The organism is Geobacillus thermoleovorans (genome assembly GCF_001610955.1).
Taxonomy (GTDB): Bacteria; Bacillota; Bacilli; order Bacillales; family Anoxybacillaceae; genus Geobacillus; species Geobacillus thermoleovorans.
On record NZ_CP014335.1, the window covers coordinates 2,854,918 to 2,871,791 of the forward strand.

The 16,874-nt window shown below is 55.8% G+C and carries 21 protein-coding genes; 7 read left to right on the forward strand and 14 right to left on the reverse strand.

Features of this window, described 5'->3' with window-relative positions; translation table 11 throughout:
- Window positions 1-85: 85 nt before the first annotated feature.
- The gene (locus GT3570_RS14425; protein WP_013524525.1) at window positions 86-1,309 is read right to left on the reverse strand and encodes an NAD(P)/FAD-dependent oxidoreductase; all 1,224 of its coding nucleotides are present in this window, start codon (window positions 1,307-1,309) and stop codon (window positions 86-88) included.
- Window positions 1,310-1,585: 276 nt separating this feature from the next.
- Between GT3570_RS14425 and GT3570_RS14430 the strand changes: the two genes are divergently transcribed.
- On the forward strand, window positions 1,586-2,584 hold the full coding sequence (locus GT3570_RS14430; RefSeq protein WP_011232424.1) for an NAD(P)/FAD-dependent oxidoreductase: 999 nt from the start codon (window positions 1,586-1,588) through the stop codon (window positions 2,582-2,584).
- Window positions 2,585-2,745: 161 nt separating this feature from the next.
- Here the strand turns inward: GT3570_RS14430 and GT3570_RS14435 are convergent, their stop codons facing one another.
- From GT3570_RS14435 to GT3570_RS14450, 4 genes are all read right to left on the reverse strand, one after another.
- Window positions 2,746-3,048 carry a LapA family protein gene (locus GT3570_RS14435; protein WP_011232425.1) on the reverse strand — a complete coding sequence of 101 codons (303 nt, stop codon included), beginning with the start codon at window positions 3,046-3,048 and terminating at the stop codon, window positions 2,746-2,748.
- Between the two features lie 220 nt (window positions 3,049-3,268).
- Window positions 3,269-3,634: a HesB/IscA family protein gene (locus tag GT3570_RS14440; RefSeq protein WP_011232426.1), complete on the reverse strand. Its 366-nt coding sequence runs from the start codon at window positions 3,632-3,634 to the stop codon at window positions 3,269-3,271.
- A 151-nt stretch (window positions 3,635-3,785) separates the two neighbouring features.
- Complete coding sequence (gene dapF, locus GT3570_RS14445; protein ID WP_011232427.1) at window positions 3,786-4,658, reverse strand: diaminopimelate epimerase; 873 nt, start codon at window positions 4,656-4,658, stop codon at window positions 3,786-3,788.
- Between the two features lie 133 nt (window positions 4,659-4,791).
- Window positions 4,792-5,031: a YuzB family protein gene (locus GT3570_RS14450; RefSeq protein ID WP_011232428.1), complete on the reverse strand. Its 240-nt coding sequence runs from the start codon at window positions 5,029-5,031 to the stop codon at window positions 4,792-4,794.
- Between the two features lie 171 nt (window positions 5,032-5,202).
- On the opposite strand from GT3570_RS14450, the gene GT3570_RS14455 reads away from it, so the two are divergent.
- Complete coding sequence (locus GT3570_RS14455; RefSeq protein WP_011232429.1) at window positions 5,203-6,273, forward strand: NAD(P)/FAD-dependent oxidoreductase; 1,071 nt, start codon at window positions 5,203-5,205, stop codon at window positions 6,271-6,273.
- 38 nt (window positions 6,274-6,311) lie between these two features.
- Here GT3570_RS14455 and GT3570_RS14460 read toward each other — a convergent pair whose 3' ends face one another.
- Window positions 6,312-6,665, reverse strand: a complete 354-nt coding sequence (locus tag GT3570_RS14460) for a YuzD family protein (RefSeq protein ID WP_011232430.1) — start codon at window positions 6,663-6,665, stop codon at window positions 6,312-6,314.
- Window positions 6,666-6,749: 84 nt separating this feature from the next.
- On the opposite strand from GT3570_RS14460, the gene GT3570_RS14465 reads away from it, so the two are divergent.
- Window positions 6,750-6,992, forward strand: coding sequence for a NifU family protein (locus GT3570_RS14465; protein ID WP_011232431.1), 243 nt, complete (start codon window positions 6,750-6,752; stop codon window positions 6,990-6,992).
- A gap of 235 nt (window positions 6,993-7,227) precedes the next feature.
- On the opposite strand, the gene thrB is transcribed toward GT3570_RS14465, so the two are convergent.
- The 5 genes from thrB to yutH form a co-directional block, all read right to left on the reverse strand.
- A complete protein-coding gene (gene thrB, locus GT3570_RS14470) occupies window positions 7,228-8,142 on the reverse strand; it encodes a homoserine kinase (protein WP_062898903.1) in 915 nt (304 codons plus the stop codon).
- Entirely contained in the window at window positions 8,139-9,200 is a 1,062-nt protein-coding gene (gene thrC / locus GT3570_RS14475; RefSeq protein ID WP_011232433.1) for a threonine synthase, read from the reverse strand. The genes thrB and thrC overlap by 4 nt, the downstream gene beginning before the upstream one ends.
- Window positions 9,200-10,498 carry a homoserine dehydrogenase gene (locus tag GT3570_RS14480; RefSeq protein WP_011232434.1) on the reverse strand — a complete coding sequence of 433 codons (1,299 nt, stop codon included), beginning with the start codon at window positions 10,496-10,498 and terminating at the stop codon, window positions 9,200-9,202. Before GT3570_RS14480 ends, thrC begins: the two co-directional genes overlap by 1 nt.
- Window positions 10,499-10,590: 92 nt before the next feature.
- Window positions 10,591-11,565 (reverse strand): 2-hydroxyacid dehydrogenase, encoded by a 975-nt coding sequence (locus tag GT3570_RS14485; RefSeq protein ID WP_011232435.1) that lies wholly within the window; start codon window positions 11,563-11,565, stop codon window positions 10,591-10,593.
- A gap of 145 nt (window positions 11,566-11,710) precedes the next feature.
- Window positions 11,711-12,712 (reverse strand): spore coat putative kinase YutH, encoded by a 1,002-nt coding sequence (gene yutH / locus GT3570_RS14490; protein WP_014196663.1) that lies wholly within the window; start codon window positions 12,710-12,712, stop codon window positions 11,711-11,713.
- Between the two features lie 289 nt (window positions 12,713-13,001).
- Here yutH and GT3570_RS14495 point away from each other — a divergent pair, with 289 nt between their 5' ends.
- Window positions 13,002-13,499 carry a phosphatidylglycerophosphatase A family protein gene (locus GT3570_RS14495; protein WP_011232437.1) on the forward strand — a complete coding sequence of 166 codons (498 nt, stop codon included), beginning with the start codon at window positions 13,002-13,004 and terminating at the stop codon, window positions 13,497-13,499.
- An 83-nt stretch (window positions 13,500-13,582) separates the two neighbouring features.
- Here the strand turns inward: GT3570_RS14495 and GT3570_RS14500 are convergent, their stop codons facing one another.
- Together GT3570_RS14500 and hepT are read right to left on the reverse strand one after the other, a co-directional pair.
- The gene (locus tag GT3570_RS14500) at window positions 13,583-14,353 is read right to left on the reverse strand and encodes a TIGR01457 family HAD-type hydrolase (protein WP_011232438.1); all 771 of its coding nucleotides are present in this window, start codon (window positions 14,351-14,353) and stop codon (window positions 13,583-13,585) included.
- A gap of 24 nt (window positions 14,354-14,377) precedes the next feature.
- Complete coding sequence (gene hepT, locus GT3570_RS14505) at window positions 14,378-14,815, reverse strand: type VII toxin-antitoxin system HepT family RNase toxin (RefSeq protein WP_062898904.1); 438 nt, start codon at window positions 14,813-14,815, stop codon at window positions 14,378-14,380.
- 98 nt (window positions 14,816-14,913) lie between these two features.
- On the opposite strand from hepT, the gene GT3570_RS14510 reads away from it, so the two are divergent.
- Both GT3570_RS14510 and GT3570_RS14515 read left to right on the forward strand, forming a co-directional pair.
- The gene (locus GT3570_RS14510) at window positions 14,914-15,186 is read left to right on the forward strand and encodes a DUF3055 domain-containing protein (RefSeq protein WP_011232440.1); all 273 of its coding nucleotides are present in this window, start codon (window positions 14,914-14,916) and stop codon (window positions 15,184-15,186) included.
- Window positions 15,187-15,244: 58 nt separating this feature from the next.
- Window positions 15,245-15,538 (forward strand): hypothetical protein, encoded by a 294-nt coding sequence (locus tag GT3570_RS14515; protein WP_011232441.1) that lies wholly within the window; start codon window positions 15,245-15,247, stop codon window positions 15,536-15,538.
- A 218-nt stretch (window positions 15,539-15,756) separates the two neighbouring features.
- Here GT3570_RS14515 and GT3570_RS14520 read toward each other — a convergent pair whose 3' ends face one another.
- The gene (locus GT3570_RS14520; protein WP_013144326.1) at window positions 15,757-16,032 is read right to left on the reverse strand and encodes a YutD family protein; all 276 of its coding nucleotides are present in this window, start codon (window positions 16,030-16,032) and stop codon (window positions 15,757-15,759) included.
- A 112-nt stretch (window positions 16,033-16,144) separates the two neighbouring features.
- Between GT3570_RS14520 and GT3570_RS14525 the strand changes: the two genes are divergently transcribed.
- On the forward strand, window positions 16,145-16,831 hold the full coding sequence (locus GT3570_RS14525) for a YhcN/YlaJ family sporulation lipoprotein (RefSeq protein ID WP_062898905.1): 687 nt from the start codon (window positions 16,145-16,147) through the stop codon (window positions 16,829-16,831).
- Window positions 16,832-16,874 lie beyond the last annotated feature (43 nt).

The window sequence follows — 16,874 nt, forward strand, 5'->3', positions numbered from 1 at the left end:
GTTTGTATTTCGACAATCGAGCGGCGGATCCCTGTTTCGTTGCCATACAAAAAGCTCCCGCCATCACGGGAGCTTTTTGAATCGATTAGAAAAATTTAAATTTGCCTTTTTTCATCACAAGCGACGAACCGCCGATCAAATACAGGGCGCGGTTGTCAATCACTTTTTTCATGAAGCTCGCTTTGGCGCCCCACAGCTTTTTGCCGAACACGACGCCGATGGCATCATCATGGCCGAGCGAGCAAACCGTCCCTTTAATATCCGGCTTAAACGGCTCCAGCTCCCCTTGTCCACGGATGAGCACCGCCAAGTTTTTCGCGCACAGCTGGCCTTCTTGCATGGCGATTTGCGCCGTCGGCGGATACGGGCGGTTCGTTTCTTCATCAATCACGAGCGAACAGTCGCCGACGACGAAAATGTCTTCATGCCCCGGGACACGCAAGTACGGGTCCACTTTAATGCGCGCCCGCGCCGCTTCAAACCCAGATTCCTCGATGACGCGGCTGCCGCGCACGCCGGCCGCCCAAATGACCGTGCCGGCTTTAATTTCCTCGACATCATCACCTTTAGCGACAATGATGCCATCCGGCGTGCATTCCTTAATCGCCGTGCCGATTCGAAACTCGACTCCTTTGCGCTCAAGCTGGCTGACCGCGTACTCGACGAGCTCCGGATCGAAGCCCGGCAACGCCGTTGGCGCCGCCTCCACGCAAATAATGCGCACTTTGTGCGGGTCGATGTCATACTCGCGGCACAGCTCCGGCATCCGGTTGGCGAGCTCGCCTAAAAATTCAATGCCGGTAAATCCCGCCCCGCCGACGACGATCGTCAATCGCTCCTCTTTCTTTTCCTCTTCTGCGTTGTACGTCGCAAACTGGTACTCGATATGTTCGCGGATTTGCCGCGCGGCGTCGACATTGGCGATCGAAAATGCGTATTCCTTCAACCCTTTGATGCCGAACGTTTCTGATTCAAACCCAAGGGCAATGACGAGATAATCGTACGTCAGCTCGCCGTTTTCAAGCAGCACTTTCTTTTCGTTTGGAATGATTTTCGTCACCGTATCTTGGATGAATTTCACTTTGTTCCGGTCGATGACATCGCTGATCGGATAGCGAACGCGGTCATGATGCAGCGTCCCAGCCGATGCCTCATGAAGCCATGTCGTCTCATAATGGTAATCGTGCTTGTTTACGAGCGTAATGTTCGCTTCGTTCACGCCGATGAGCTTTTGCAGGCGAACGGTCGTCATCAACCCGCCATAGCCAGCGCCTAAAATGACAACGTTTGGTTTTCTCACCTGGATCACTTCCACCCTTTTTCATTTTTTCTCATTCATTTGTTATAGCTTTTGCGGCCGCCCCCGTTTTTATTGAGCGAAGTTTGTGAAATAATTCACGTTAACCACCAAAAAAATGTCGAGGGACTGTCACAAAAAATTAACAATCTCTCCACAAAACATATTAGTCCTTTTTCTTTCCCTTTTCAAGTTTTTTTTTCTGTTCGTCCAACAAAAAGGATCGTTATAACCACGCCCATTTATGGTAAGATAAACTTGTAATGCCATGACTTCGCGCAGGGAGGGATGTCGGTGAAAGAAGATCGCAACGTCTACGATGTCACCATTATCGGCGGCGGGCCGACCGGGATGTTTGCCGCGTTTTACGGCGGCTTGCGGCAAATGAAAGTCAAAATTATCGAAAGCCTTCCGCAGCTTGGAGGGCAGCTGGCCGCGTTATATCCGGAAAAATACATATATGATGTCGCCGGATTTCCGAAAGTGCGCGCCCAAGAGCTTGTCAACCAGCTGAAAGAGCAGATGGACCTATTTTCGCCGACCGTCTGCCTGAACGAGTCGGTCGACACGCTCGAAAAGCAGGAGGACGGAACGTTTAAACTCGTCACCAATCAACAAATCCATTATTCGAAAACGGTCATCATCACCGCCGGAAACGGCGCCTTTCAGCCGCGTCGGCTCGAAATCGAAAGCGCTTCCCGCTATGAAGGAAAAAACTTACATTACTTCATCAACGACTTGGGGCAGTTTTCCGGAAAGCGCGTGCTCGTCTGCGGCGGCGGCGACTCGGCTGTTGACTGGTCGCTCATGCTCGAACCGATCGCCCAAAGCGTCACGATTGTGCATCGCCGCGACAAATTCCGCGCCCATGAACATAGCGTCGAGCAGCTCAAGAAGTCCAGCGTGCAAGTGAAAACGCCGTTTGTGCCCGTTGAACTCGTCGGCGATGAACACGCCATCCGCCAAGTCATCCTCGAGCATGTGAAAGAAGGAACGAAAGAAACGATCGATGTCGACGCCGTCATTGTCAACTACGGCTTTATTTCTTCGCTTGGCCCCATCAAAAACTGGGGGCTTGACATCGAAAAAAATGCGATCAAAGTCAACTCGCGGATGGAAACGAACATCCCCGGCGTGTATGCGGCGGGCGACATTTGCACGTACGACGGGAAAATCAAGCTGATCGCCTGCGGCTTTGGCGAAGCGCCGATCGCCATCAGCAGCGCCAAAACGTACATCGACCCGACGGCGCGGATGCAGCCGGCGCACTCGACATCGCTGTTTTAATGGCGCTCCGTCGGGAAAACAAGCGGAAGCGAAGGGGCGCTCGGCATTTCGCCTTAACGCCGCATCCCGACTGATTGGAGCCATTCATATAGCCCGCCCCGTCCACACCCGTTTTTCAAGCAAAAGGCGCCCCTCTTTGTTGGGGGCGCCATACTCATGCCTCATCCCTCTCGCTCCAGCGAAACCGACTCGCCATCAGTATTCCCAGCCTTGTTTTTCGTCCATTCCTCCCGCTCTCTCTCGAGCAGCTTCACCTGCCGGCGCAGGCTGAACAAACGCACCCATCCGAGCATGCCGACGACAAGGCCGCCAAGGACGGCCGAACCTAAAATGACGATAATGAGCGGCAAGCGGGTTTCGCCGACTAAATAATGGATCGTCACCTGCTCGACATTCGCCACCGCCAGCAGCGCCACAATGAGCGCCAAGACAAGCGCCAAGATGACATTGATTTGTCCTTTCATCGTTTCTCCTCCTTTGGCGCTCCCGAAAAGGCCGATGTTGGAGCGCGGCCGTTTTCCCCAATTTCGTGAGGGAAAGACCACCCTTCCAACATTTCGCCAGTCGGTACACGCCCGCGTTTTCAACCGGCCGTGCGGCGAAAACCGGCCTTCTCAAGAGCCCGACGTCACGGCAAGGCAGGCCGTTTTCCTCTGCCAGGCAGATGGACGTCATCCCGCCTGCTTAGCATTGCTCCGGCGTGCCGGCATTGGTCGCTGTGCGGAACGAGGAGCCGCAGCCGCATGTCGCAATGGCGTTCGGATTGTTGATCGTAAACCCGCCGCCAAGCAGCGACTGTTTATAGTCGATGACCGTTCCGCGCAAAATCGGCGCGCTGTCGCGGTCCACCAAAATTTTGATGCCGTGCTGCTCAAATTCGATGTCATCCTCACGCCGCTCATGGTCAAAGCCCATGCCGTACGACAACCCGCTGCAGCCGCCGCCATGGACGCCGACGCGCAAGTACGCGCCCTCTTCTTCCTGCTCTTTCATCATATCTTTGATTTGAAACGCTGCCGCTTCTGTCAGCGTAATAACTGCCTCTGCCATCCATGATCCCTCCTTTAACGGTTGACACTGGCCAAACAGCTTGGCCGTTTTTCGACAGGTTCGCCCGCTTTCACCCGACGGCTCAGATGGGGCGAATCCCTTGAATGATTCCGATCTTACTTCATAGTATACCGTCTTTGCCTTTCGATGCTCAACCGTTCCGCCCGCCTCGGTAGTAATAAACGCCGGTGCACACGGTCTCCGCCGGACCGGTCATGCGCACGCGCCCGTCGTGCCCCCATACGATCGTTAAATCGCCGCCGGCCAAATGGACGACCGTTTCCTCCCCGCGCGCCGTTTTGCCGTTTAACACGGAAGCGACGACCGCCGCGCACGCTCCGGTCCCGCACGCCTGCGTCACGCCGGAGCCGCGCTCCCAGACGCGGAAATGAAGCTCGCGCTCGTTCACCACTTCGACAAACTCGACGTTCACCCCTTCCGGAAAGCGCGGGTCCTTTTCCACGAGCGGGCCAAGCGTCGTCACCGGCGCTTTTTGGATGTCATCAACGTAAAAGATCACATGCGGGTTGCCCATGGACACCGCCGTAATTTCATATTCGCCCCCAGCGATGGCAAACGGCTCGGCGACGACCCGCTCCGCTTCCGGACCAAGCATCGGAATGGCGCTCCGCTCAAGGCGCGGCTCGCCCATATCGACCGTCACGCTTGTCACTTCGCCATCTGCTACTGCAACACGGGCTTCGACAAGCCCGGAGAGCGTTTCAATCAAAAAGGTGCGGTCGCTGACGATGCCGTGCTCGTACGCGTATTTCGCCACGCAGCGCAAGCCGTTGCCGCAGTTTTTTCCTTCCGAGCCATCGCTGTTAAAAATGCGCATTTTGACTGGCGCTTTCTCCGATGGACAAATGAGAATCAAGCCATCGGAGCCGATGCCTGTGTGGACATCGGCGACGCTGCGGGCGATCGCCGGCAGCTCCTCCTCGGGCAATGTTTCCCGGAACAGATCAACGTATATGTAGCTATTACCCAATCCATGCATTTTCGTAAACGAAAAAGAACGCACATGACTCCCTCCTGAACATTTTTTGCGCTTCGCATGTATAATGGCGGCATCTCCTGGGCACAATGGGAATATCCCCCGTTTTTTCATTATACATTGAAGAGGATGCCGCATCGCGGACATCCTCCTTTTTTCGTTAAAACATTGGGTTTTCCTCGAGATGCCGATAAATATTTTCCACGAGCTGCTCAGGCGTTTCGCCGCTGACAAACTCGCCGTTGACGAGCGCAAACAGCGTTTCCGCGCAGCGTGTGCAATAGCTTAAGCAACTGTATTCAATGATGTCCAAGTTCGGATCCTTTTCCAACATTTCCATTGCTTTGTACGACCCGCTGGCTAAGTTGCTGATGCAAAATTCGATGATTGGCAACATCATGCGCATGTTCACCTTCCTGCTTCCCATCGTAGCGGTTTTCCGGCGCGGCGTCAATGAACATGCTCGTTCGATCGAGGAAGCGGAAAAATGATTGTTCTTTTGTCACAATTTCGTTATACTTTTCTATGGCATTGTCGGCTTTAGAAACTCGACAAAAGGGGATTTTTCACGATGAGACAACTTGTATTGCTTGGCGGAGGATACGGCAATATGCGCATTTTGCAGCGCCTCCTCCCGGACGAATTGCCAAACGACATTCATATTATCCTCATCGACCGCGTTCCGTACCATTGTTTAAAAACGGAATATTACGCCTTGGCCGCGGGAACGGTCAGCGACCATCACATCCGCGTCCCGTTTCCGGAACATCCGCAGCTTGTGTACCAATTCGGCGAAGTCGTCTCGATTGATCTCGACCAGCAGCTCGTCCATTTAAAGGATGGGAGCAGCGTCCGCTACGATGATGTCGTGATCGGATTGGGCTGCGAAGACAAATACCACGGGGTGCCGGGCGCCGAGGCGCATACGTACAGCATCCAGTCGATCGATAAGGCGCGCGCCGCCTATGAAGCGCTGAACAATTTGCCGCCGAAAGCGACGGTCGGCATCGTCGGCGCGGGATTGAGCGGCGTCGAGCTGGCCAGCGAACTGGCGGAGAGCCGTCCGGACTTGCACATCAAGCTGTTTGACCGCGGTGAGCGCATTTTGCCGATGTTTCCGAAACGGTTGAGCGATTATGTGGAAGGATGGTTCGTTGAACACAAGGTGGAAATCGTCCGCAACTCCAACGTCACGAAAGTCGAACCTGGCGTCTTGTACAACCACGACGAGCCGGTCAAGTGCGACGTCATCGTCTGGACGGCCGGCATTCAGCCCAACCGCGTCGTCCGCGAACTGAATGTCGAAAAGGACAAGCAAGGCCGCGTGGTGCTGACGAAGCGCCATCACATCCCCGGCTATGAAAACGCCTACGTCGTCGGCGACTGTGCGAGCCTGCCGCATTCCCCGAGCGCCCAGCTCGCTGAAGCGCAAGCCGAGCAAATCGTCCAAGTGCTGCAAAAGCGGTGGAACGGCGAAGAACCACCGAGCGAATTCCCGCCGATCAAATTAAAAGGCATTCTCGGCTCGCTCGGCAAAAAGCACGGCTTCGGCTTGCTCGCCGACCGCCCGCTCACCGGCCGGGTGCCGCGTTTGTTGAAATCAGGCATTTTGTGGATGTACAAGCATCACCATGGGTACTGACAGCACAACTGGCCCTTATTCGGCGAAAAAGGCGGAGTTCATTCCGCCTTTTTCCCTTCCGGCGTCGACGGTTGATACCCGAATTTTTCCATTTCTGCACAAATCGCTTTGAGCCGCGGGTTGCCTTCGGCGACGACGTTTCCTTCGATCACCACGACCGGATACACCCAATCTTCTTCGACGATCGTCTGCGCGAGCTCCCGCTTCTCCTCGTCATCGGCCGGCGGCGCAAAAATGTCGACGTACGTCATCACAAACGGCTGATCCGGATACTTGCGGCGCAGCGCGGCCTCGAGCCACTCGTACGTTTCTTTCGACGACGGCAGCTGCACGCATGCCGGGCAAATGACGTCGGCCCCGTACACACAAATTTCAACCGGCTTGAATGTCATCGTTGTCACCCTTTGCAAAAGCAAAATTTATCATTAGATTTTTTTTGTCACTATGATTATAATAAAAACTAAGGAAAGGAGTCGATGGAAATGACGGATCAAGAAATCAAAGAACAAGTGCAAGAAGTTTTAGATAAACTGCGTCCGTTCCTGCTTCGCGACGGCGGCGACTGCGAACTCGTCGATGTCGAAGACGGCGTCGTGAAACTTCGCCTCCTCGGCGCGTGCGGCAGCTGCCCGAGCTCGACGATTACGCTCAAAGCCGGAATTGAGCGCGCCTTGTTTGAAGAAGTGCCGGGCGTCGTCGAAGTGGAACAAGTGTTTTAATATGAAAAATCCGAACAGCGGCCGCTGTTCGGATTTTTTTATCGCCAGCGGGGCGGCGAGCCGACGGGAAGGCTGGTGATAGGCAGCCACCACCCGCCTGATCGGGCGCTTCTCCGTTTTTGTTTCTTTGCTAAGTTGTGCAAGGAAAACCGTCATATCTTTCGCCCGCTCCCGAGCGCGGCGAAACGGCCAGGCCGCTGAACGGACTTCTGTTCGCGCCGGCGCCCAAGAAGGTTCAAGCTTCAAACGCCAGCTTGTAGACGCGGCTGCCGCGCGGCTCGACGGAAAGACGCGCGATTTCGCACGTCGGAAAATGCGGGCGCAGCCGGCGCGCGAGCCGCTCTCCTTGGCCCGGTTCGGCAAAGACGAGCACCGTCGGCCCCGCTCCGCTCAGCGCCGCACCGATCGCTCCGTATTCAAGAGCGAGCGCCTCCGCCCGCTCGAGTTCCGGAACGAGCTGTCTCCGATACGGCTGATGGAACAGATCGGCGGCCATCATCCGGCCGGCAAGCTCCCAGTTTTTCGTGAGCAACGCGGCGACGAGAACGTTGCTGACGGCGCTCGCCTCGACCGCCCGCTCTCTCGGCCATTGTTCCGGCAGCTGCCCGCGCGCTTTTTTCGTTTCTAGTTCATACTCCGGAATAATAGCGACAAGCTCCACATCCAATTGTGGAATATGGACGACATCCACGCCCGCCTCGCGGAAGCAGCCGATGACAAGCCCCCCGTACAACGAGGCGCCGACATTGTCCGGATGTCCTTCGTATCGGGTCGCCAATTCCATCTTTTGCTCGCGCGGCAACTGAAGCCCAAGCAGCGCGTCGGCGAGCTCAATGCCGGCGACGACCGCCGCCGCGCTGCTCCCGAGCCCGCGCGTAAACGGAATGTCGCTGTACACATCGACTGCACAGCTCGGCAGCCGGCGGCCGTAAACGTCCGCCGTCTCCGCCGCCACTTGATACACCAAATTGTCCGTCCCGCGCGGAATGCCGCTCACTTCCGCCGTTTTCGGCGCAAACGACCACGCATCCGCCAAGCGGACGTCAAGCGTCAAATAGCGATTGACCGCTAGCCCGATCGAGTCAAACCCGGGCCCTAGGTTCGCCGTGCTTCCCGGCACGACGATCTTCAACATCTCGTCTTCTTTCATGCCCGGACAACCCCTTGCAAATGCTCCAAGACAACTTGTTCATCGTTCGGCAGCACGATCGGTTCGATCGCCGCGGTCTCCAAGGCGATGGCCGGGTCTTTCAATCCGTTGCCAGTGAGAACCGCGACGACGAGGCTGCCGCGTTCGATTTCGTTCCGTTCGCGCTGCTTGATCACCCCGGCGATCGCCGCGCATGACGCCGGTTCGGCAAAAATGCCTTCCGTCCGGGCGAGCCGCTTGTAGGCGGCCAAAATTTCTGCGTCGCTCACCTCATCAATTTTCCCGCGCGACTCGCTCGCCGCCTCGACCGCTTTGTCCCAGCTCGCCGGATTGCCGATGCGGATCGCGGTCGCCACCGTCTCCGGCTGTTCAATCACCCGGTTGCGGACGATCGCCGCCGCTCCTTCCGCTTCAAAGCCGCGCATTTGCGGCAAGCCCGTTCCTTTCGCTTCATGGTACTCCTTAAACCCTTTCCAATAGGCGGTGATGTTGCCGGCGTTGCCGACTGGAATGGCGAGCACGTCCGGGGCGCGCCCAAGCTGGTCGCACACTTCAAACGCCGCCGTTTTTTGCCCTTCGATCCGGTACGGATTGACCGAGTTGACGAGCGTAATCGGCGCCGTTTCGCTCAACCGGCGCACCATCTTCAGCGCCTCGTCAAAGTTGCCGTCAATCGCAAAAATTTCCGCGCCGTACATGGCGGCTTGCGCCAACTTGCCGAGGGCGATCTTGCCGTTCGGAACGACGACGAGGCAGCGCATGCCGGCGCGCGCCGCGTAGGCGGCCGCTGAAGCCGATGTATTGCCGGTTGAGGCGCAGATGATCGTATGGCTTCCTTCCTCTTTCGCCTTGGCCACCGCCATCACCATGCCGCGGTCTTTAAACGAACCGGTCGGGTTCGCCCCTTCGACCTTGACATAGAGCGCAATGCCGAGCTCCTCCGACAAGCGCGGCAGCGGGATGAGCGGCGTATTCCCTTCGCAAAGCGACAGCCTCGGCGTCGCCGCAGAGAGCGGCAAAAAATCGCCGTAGGCGTCAAGCAGCCCTTTCCATGCCATTACCGTTTCTCTCCTTCCACTCGATACGAGCTTTGCACCCGTTCGACGATTTCCAAATCGCCGAGCTGCTGCAAAATGTCTTCGTAGTCTTGCTGTGAGGCGTCATGCGTAACGATGACGATTTCCGCTAGGCCATCCTCTTTCAGCGGCAATTGCAAAATTTTCTCAAAGCTCACCCCGCGCTCGGAAAACAGCGTCGTAATTTTGGCAAACGCGCCGACCTGGTCTTTGACATGAATGCGCAAAAAGTATTTCGAGAAAATTTCCGCCGGCGTCTTCAACTGCTTTTCATATTGCGGCGCGACGGCATAGCGGCCGTTGACGCCAAGGCGCATATTTTTCATCACCGCGACCAAGTCGGAGACAACCGCCGTCGCCGTCGGCAAGCTCCCGGCCCCCGGCCCGTAAAACATCGTCTCTCCGACCGCTTCGCCGTATACGTACACCGCATTGTATTCGTTGTGCACGGACGCCAACGGATGCGAATCCGGCAAAAACGTCGGCTGGACGCTCACCTCGACCTTCTGCCCGTCGCGCTGGGCGATGCCGATCAATTTCATCGTGTAGCCGAGCCGCTTCCCGTAGTTCAAGTCTTCCTCCGTCACTTGAGTGATGCCTTTCACTTGCACATCGTCCAAGTCGATGTCCATGGAAAAGCCAAGGCGGGCCAAAATCGCCATTTTCCGCGCCGCATCCAGCCCTTCGACGTCTGACGTCGGATCGGCTTCCGCAAACCCGAGCGCCTGCGCTTCAGCGAGCACGTCCTCATAGGAAGCGCCGTTTTGCGACATTTTCGTCAAAATGTAGTTCGTCGTCCCGTTCACAATGCCCATGAGCTTCGTAATCCGGTCCGACGCCAAGCCGTCAACCAAGCTGCGCAAAATCGGAATGCCGCCGGCGACGCTCGCTTCATAAAACAAATCGCAGCGGTATTCCGCCGCCACCCGAAGCAGCTCCGACCCGTAGACGGCCATTAAGTCTTTATTGGCGGTCACGACATGCTTCCCTTGGCGCAGCGCCCGCAATAGCAGCTCTTTTGTCTCCTCAATGCCGCCCATCACTTCGATGATGACATCAATGTCTGGATCGTCAATCACCTCAGCCGCACTCGTCGTAAGGAGCGACGGGTCAACGGCGACATCACGCGGTTTCTGTACATCCCGGACAAGGATTTTTTTCACCTTCACCGGGCACCCGACTTGATGCATCAACTTTTCCTGATGGTTTTCAATAATTTTGACCACGCCGCTCCCGACCGTTCCTAATCCTAACAATCCGACCAAAATTGGTTTTTCCATGATTCCCGCCCCTTCTGTTTACGTACAGTAGACATTTGTATTTTTATAGTAGACATTATAAAAGACGATCGGCCATTTGGCAATGAAAATTTTTATGAGATCCGGTTCACAGGCGTCAGCGGCGGCCGTCCTTCGAGCACGGCGATGATATTGTCGCGCGCCAATGTCATCATGGCGCGCCGCGTTTCGTACGTGGCGCTGCCGATATGCGGCAAGGCGACGACGTTCGGAAGCGAAACGAGCGGATGATCGGCCGCGACCGGCTCGTGTTCAAATACATCCAATCCCGCCGCGGCGATCTCCCCGCCGACCAGCGCCTCATACAACGCCTGTTCATCGACGACCGCTCCGCGCGCCGCGTTAATGAAAATCGCGGACTTCTTCATTTGCCGGAACGCCTCGCGGTTGAACAAATGGCGCGTCTCGGAGGTGAGCGGCGTCAAGCAGACGACAAAATCGCTCTCTGAAAGCAAGTCGGCGAACGGACGATAGACGGCGCCAAGCTTCTCTTCCGCCTCCGGACGGCGGGAGCGGTTGTAATACAGAATGTTCATGTCAAACCCCTTCGCCCGTTTCGCCACTGCCTGGCCGATGTTCCCCATGCCGACGATGCCGATCGTTTTATGATGGACATCGGCGCCCGCAAGCAAAAACGGACTCCAGCTTTTCCATTTCCCTTCTTTCAAAAACATAGCCGCTTCGACAAGGCGGCGGGCGGTGGCCAATAAAAGCGCAAACGTCAAATCGGCCGTCGTATCGGTCAATACATCGGGTGTATTGCAAACGAGAATGCCTCGATGGGCCGCCGCCGCTACATCAATGTTATCGTAGCCGACGCCCATATTGGCGACGACTCGGAGCGCCGAACCGGCGGACAAGACGTCTTCATCGATCGGATCAGACACCATCGGCAAGATGGCCGTCGCCCGTTTCGCCTTTTCCACGAGCACATCGTGTGGCACGGCCATATCTTCATGGGGCCACATCTCTACTTCAGCGATGGCCAAAAGCGGCGCGACCACGTCCTCGGGCAATTTTCGCGTAATGAATACATACGGCTTCGTCATGGTGCAGCCTCCCGCATCGTTTTTTCTAAATCTTATCACAACTTTGGCCGAAAAAAAACGGGAAGTTGTCCTTAGGGTTTAACGGCAGGGAAGCGGTCGTTTTTTCGTTTGGGCCAAAAAAAAGCGGGAAGCTGTCTTCCCTGCGTTACGCCGGCGGCAGCCACTCGACCGCCGGCAGGCGGATGCGGTTCGAGATGCCGGCGATCTTGGCAAACGCGGCCAAAAATCGTTCATATTCATGCGATCGATCGAGCAAGCGCCGCAACTCCCCCTCCCGCCTTGTCCGTTCGCTCTCATCCACAGCGATATAATATGCCTCGACACATTCAAAATAGGAAAGCGGAAACAACAACCTGGCGTAAACGAGTCTCCAAGCAAACGGCGACAGCGGCGCCGCATGTTCATACTCTTGAAAAAACTGCCGCACCGCCCGCTGACAGCCAAGTCCGCTCTTTTCGTACAAATGGCGCACCCATTCCGCCAAATCGCGGGCGCAATGGTCATACACCCAGTCGGTCGGCAGCTTCGCTTCGATCCCCCCAACCCACTTCGCCTCGGGGAGACGCTCATGGCAAAATGCCGCGTAATCGATGCGCCCTGGTTCTTCGTCAATCTCCGTGTCCGCCACGTATTGCACCGCGTTTTCCGCCAAGCCTAAATAATACGGGAACGATTCGATAAACAGACGATCAAACAGCGACGACGGCCCGGAAGCGAGCTTGCTCGACCAAAACGCCTCCATTTGATCGATCCGCTTCGCCCACAGCTCCCGCCATTGGCCGATGCGCCGGCAGGCGACGATCGGCCATGGACATGTTCTCCCGCATTCATGCATCACCGCCAATTCCCTTCCGAGCGAACGAAAGCGAGCCGCCGGAAGCGGAGCGCGAACGAGCGCCAACGGCTGTCCATTATAGGAAGCGATATACGTTCCGGACGTCGTTTTGACCAGTTCTCCGACGCCGTCCACTCCTTTTGCCCGCAAATAGCGGCTCATTCGCTGGCGCTCTTCCATTTCCGCTTCGCTTTGCCCATCGGCGGGAACGAGCAAAAAACGCTCCTGCCGATGCCAAAAGGCCGCATGCCGTCCGCTTCGCTCCAACCTCTCGACGCGCATGCCATACTGTTCACGCACCCATTCTTCCATCGCCGCGCCTCCTTTTTGCCGAAACCAGTCAATTCCGCTCGTTCCACACCTTCATCTCATCGCCGCCCCATCAATGAGCCGATTCCGCCTCCGCTCCAGCATGAAACGGCCCCATTCACGCGCCTATGTTGATCAGCCAACGCATGGCCGCGGAAAAAGAGGGCTACTTTTTATATATGACAGCGGGCGCCAAAAAAGCCGATGAGCATTTTTCTTTATATGACGGACTTATTTATGACATGATACATATATATAGAAAACGACTTTCTAAAAGAAACAGGTGAAGTTCATGAGCGAATTCATTATGAACAATCTGGAACAAACGGCTCGGCGCTGGCTTGAGGAACGGGGGGTGACCGTGGAAAAAATTGCGGAGCTCGTTTATTACTTGCAATCAAAATATCATCCCGATTTAACGATGGAGGAGTGCATCGAAAACGTCAACCGCGTCATTTCGAAACGCGAAGTGCAAAATGCGATTCTAACCGGCATCCAATTGGATAAACTCGCCGAAGACGGTCGGCTCGATGAACCGCTGCAGTCGATCATCCGCCGCGATGAAGGGCTGTATGGCGTCGACGAAATTTTGGCGCTGTCAATCGTCAATGTGTACGGATCGATCGGGTTTACGAACTACGGATATATCGATAAGCAAAAACCGGGCATTTTGCAATATTTAAATGATAAATCGACCGGCAAATGCAACACGTTTTTGGACGACATTGTCGGCGCCATCGCCGCAGCGGCGTCAAGCCGCCTGGCGCATCGGGCCGCCAATGCGGAGTAACGCCGGCTCCGCCCATGCGCGCCCTCCATCCGCGCCGAGCAACATGAAACGCCGCCTTGCCTTTTTTGGCAAAGCGGCGTTGTTTACAAGCGGTCAAGCCATTCCAAAAGTGAATCAGCCGTATACGTCGGCATCCGTTCGTAGCGGGCGAGCATTTCTTTTGTCGTAACGCCCGTATGGACTAAAAGCGTATCAATGCCAGCGTTCATGCCGGCTAAAATGTCGGTTTCATAATAGTCGCCGATCATCAGCACGTCCTCCTTCGGGACGCCAAGCACTTTGAGCGCCTGCTCCATAATGATTTTTTCCGGCTTGCCGATAAATGTCGGCTTCACCTGCGTCGATACAGCGACGACCGACGTCAGCGCCCCGTTGCCCGGAAGCAGCCCCCGCTCCGTCGGCAAGGCGATGTCGCCGTTGGTTGAGATGAACATCGCTCCATTTCGGACAGCGAGACAAGCGACAGCGAACTTTTCGTATGTAATTTGCCGGTCAATCCCGATGACGACGACATCCGCATCTTCGCCGGCCAAACGGAATCCTTTGTCCGCCAAGGCGGTTTGGAGCCCTTCTTCACCGATCACATACACGGAAGCATCCGGTTTTTTTTCAAAAATGTAATTCGCCGTCGCCTGGCTTGTCGTAAACACATGCTTCTCCTCGGCCGGCACGCCGAACGAACGCAATTTTTCCGCCACTTGCGCCGGTGTGCGCGACGAATTGTTCGTGACAAACAAATACGGAATGCCACGGCGGTGCAGCTCGTTGACAAACGTACGCGCCTCAGCGATGCATTCGGTGCCGCGGTACATCGTCCCGTCCAAATCGATGAGGTAGCCGTTGTATCGTTTCAATGCATTTGCTCTCCTTTCCCGCCATCAATTGCGAAACGCCGACACCGGGCCGAGCTCGTTTTCAAGGTAAGCGCGCACCGCCTTCGGATACGCCTCCAGCGCCGGCAAATGTTCGTTCAGATCGGCGAGCAATTTCGCGTGATCGACGCGCGCATATTCGTGCACAAGCATTTTCCGATGGGCAATGAACGCTTTCAATCGGTCAGCATCCGCCGGCGAGATCACCTGTTCGTCAGCCAAAATATCGATGATGTCGTTATAGCTGCCCGGGTCGCGCATAATAAACCCGTCGATCATGGCGTTGCCGACGTCCAACACCGCCTCGATGACGATATGAGCGATCCGTTCGAGCGCCAATTGCTGAAGCGGCTCGTCCCATCGCTCCTCGGCCTTGTAACGGTCCAGCATTTGTTCCATGTAGCTGAGCGTTTCTTCCAGTTTTTTGCGATCGACAAAATACATCCGTCATCCCTCCTCGTTCCTTTGTGCGATTTGCTGTCTCCCGTTTTCGCCGCCTGTCTGCTATGATGGACATAGACGAAAAAACAGGAGGGGCTCAAATGATGGGTGAACGGTTTTATTTATACGACGACACCGTCGAAGCGGCCGTCCGCTTCGTCAGCTTTGTCGGCGAGCGGCAGCGGTTTGATTTGGCGCTCATCGAAACGGATCGTTTTTACGGGAAGTGGCTCGTGCTCGACTTGCAAAGCAACCGCTTTGCCATTCTCGGGCGCGACGATTTGGAGGAGCCAGGCTATATCGAGCACGCTTACCAGCTTCATGAACAAGATGCCAACGATTTGCGCGCCTTTTTGGAGGAGTATCTCTCATAACCTTCCTCGGTTTCGGGCATCTTATGAAACAGCCCACGAACGAAGGAAGGTGAGACGAATGGCGGAACGGGAAACATACGCCGATTTTTCCGTCGTCGAGAAACAGCGCAATTTCTTGACCGCTGAAGAGTTCCCAGAAGGGCCGTACGGCTCGCCGCGCCGCGACGACGCGCCGGTCGAAAACAAAAGCACGCCTTGGAAGGAAGGCCAGCGGCATTACAGCGCCTTCAACTACGAGTTTAAATCGTTCCACCAAAACATTCCAAGGCGCGACCCAGCCGCCCACCCGCCGCACGACGATCCGCATCAGAGCGAACAGTTTCCGTACAATGAAACGGAAGAGCAGCCTTGACATTCAGCAGGACAGCGAAAGAAACGGAGCAGCCGCCCAGCCTATGGCGGCTGCCGCGTTTGCCGTCTCGCCATGCGGCAGCGATGAGGAATGTCGCGCCGTCTTTTGTCTGTCCGCGAGTCGTCTTCCCGCCTTGCGAGCCCTTCGCCGCACAGCGGTTTCTTGCTCCCGCCTCTTCTCCCGCGCCGCGGTCCACGCGCCGCGGTCCACTGGCGCGGTTATCGTTTCACCTTGCGCAGCACAAAATACGCGCAGCCGAAGTTGCAATATTCATACAAATATTCGGACAACGTGCTGATTTTCGTATCGTACGTCGCTTTTTGGTTATGGTCGTCAAAAAACCCGCGCAACCGGAGCTGGTTGTATCCCCAATCCCCGACAATGTAGTCGTACTTCGCCAAAATGTCCGCATATCGGGCGCGAAAGGCTTCTTCATTAAAGGCGTTTTTCACATTTTCCACCAGTTCGTAACAATGATTGTTAATGCAAATCACTGTTCTCACCTCGCCTTTCCACTTCCATCATAAACGATGCATCGCCCCCAATCAATTACTGTCATCAAACCATCATCCGTGTGCCACCCTAAAAGCGAAGGGGGTGCTGACGATGAGACGACCATGGTTGGCCGTTATGTTCGGAGCGGCCGTCGCCCTAGCCGGCTGCGCGCAGACGGCTCAGGACGAAAACACCGATATTTACAAGCGGAGCGGCAACACGATCAATGTCACCGACCGCAACGAGCTGTACAATGAAAACGGGGTGCCCAACGGCGATGACACGCCGATGAACAACTTCGGCTACGTCCGCCATCAAAAAAGCCCGATCCTCGGCGATGCAAACGGCTATAACGACATGCCGTCCTTCAACCGCGAGAAAGCGGCTGATTTAATCAGCAAATTGTGCACCCAGCTGCCGGGCGTCAAAGACGTCGCCACGCTCGTCACGGATGAGGAAGTGCTCGTCGTGTATGACGCGGACACGAACAACCGGCAGCAAACGGCCGATCAAGTGAAAAAAACAGCGCTTTCCGTCGTTCCCCGCTACTACCATGTGTATGTCGCCGACAATCCGCAGCTGATGAAGGACATTGAGCGCTTCGGGCGCCTTGATTCGAACACGCGCAACATCGACCAAATTCTCGATGCGACGATTCAGCGGATGTTGAAATATCCGCAAGGGAAAAAACTGAGCGACGGGGAAAATGAAAACGGCGAAATGATCAACGAAACAAACGATGAATTAGACCGCGATTTCCGCGACGGCACGCCGCGGGCGACGAAAGCGGGGCGCTAGGGAAAAGAAACGGTCTGCCTTCTTTATGAAAGGCATGACCGTT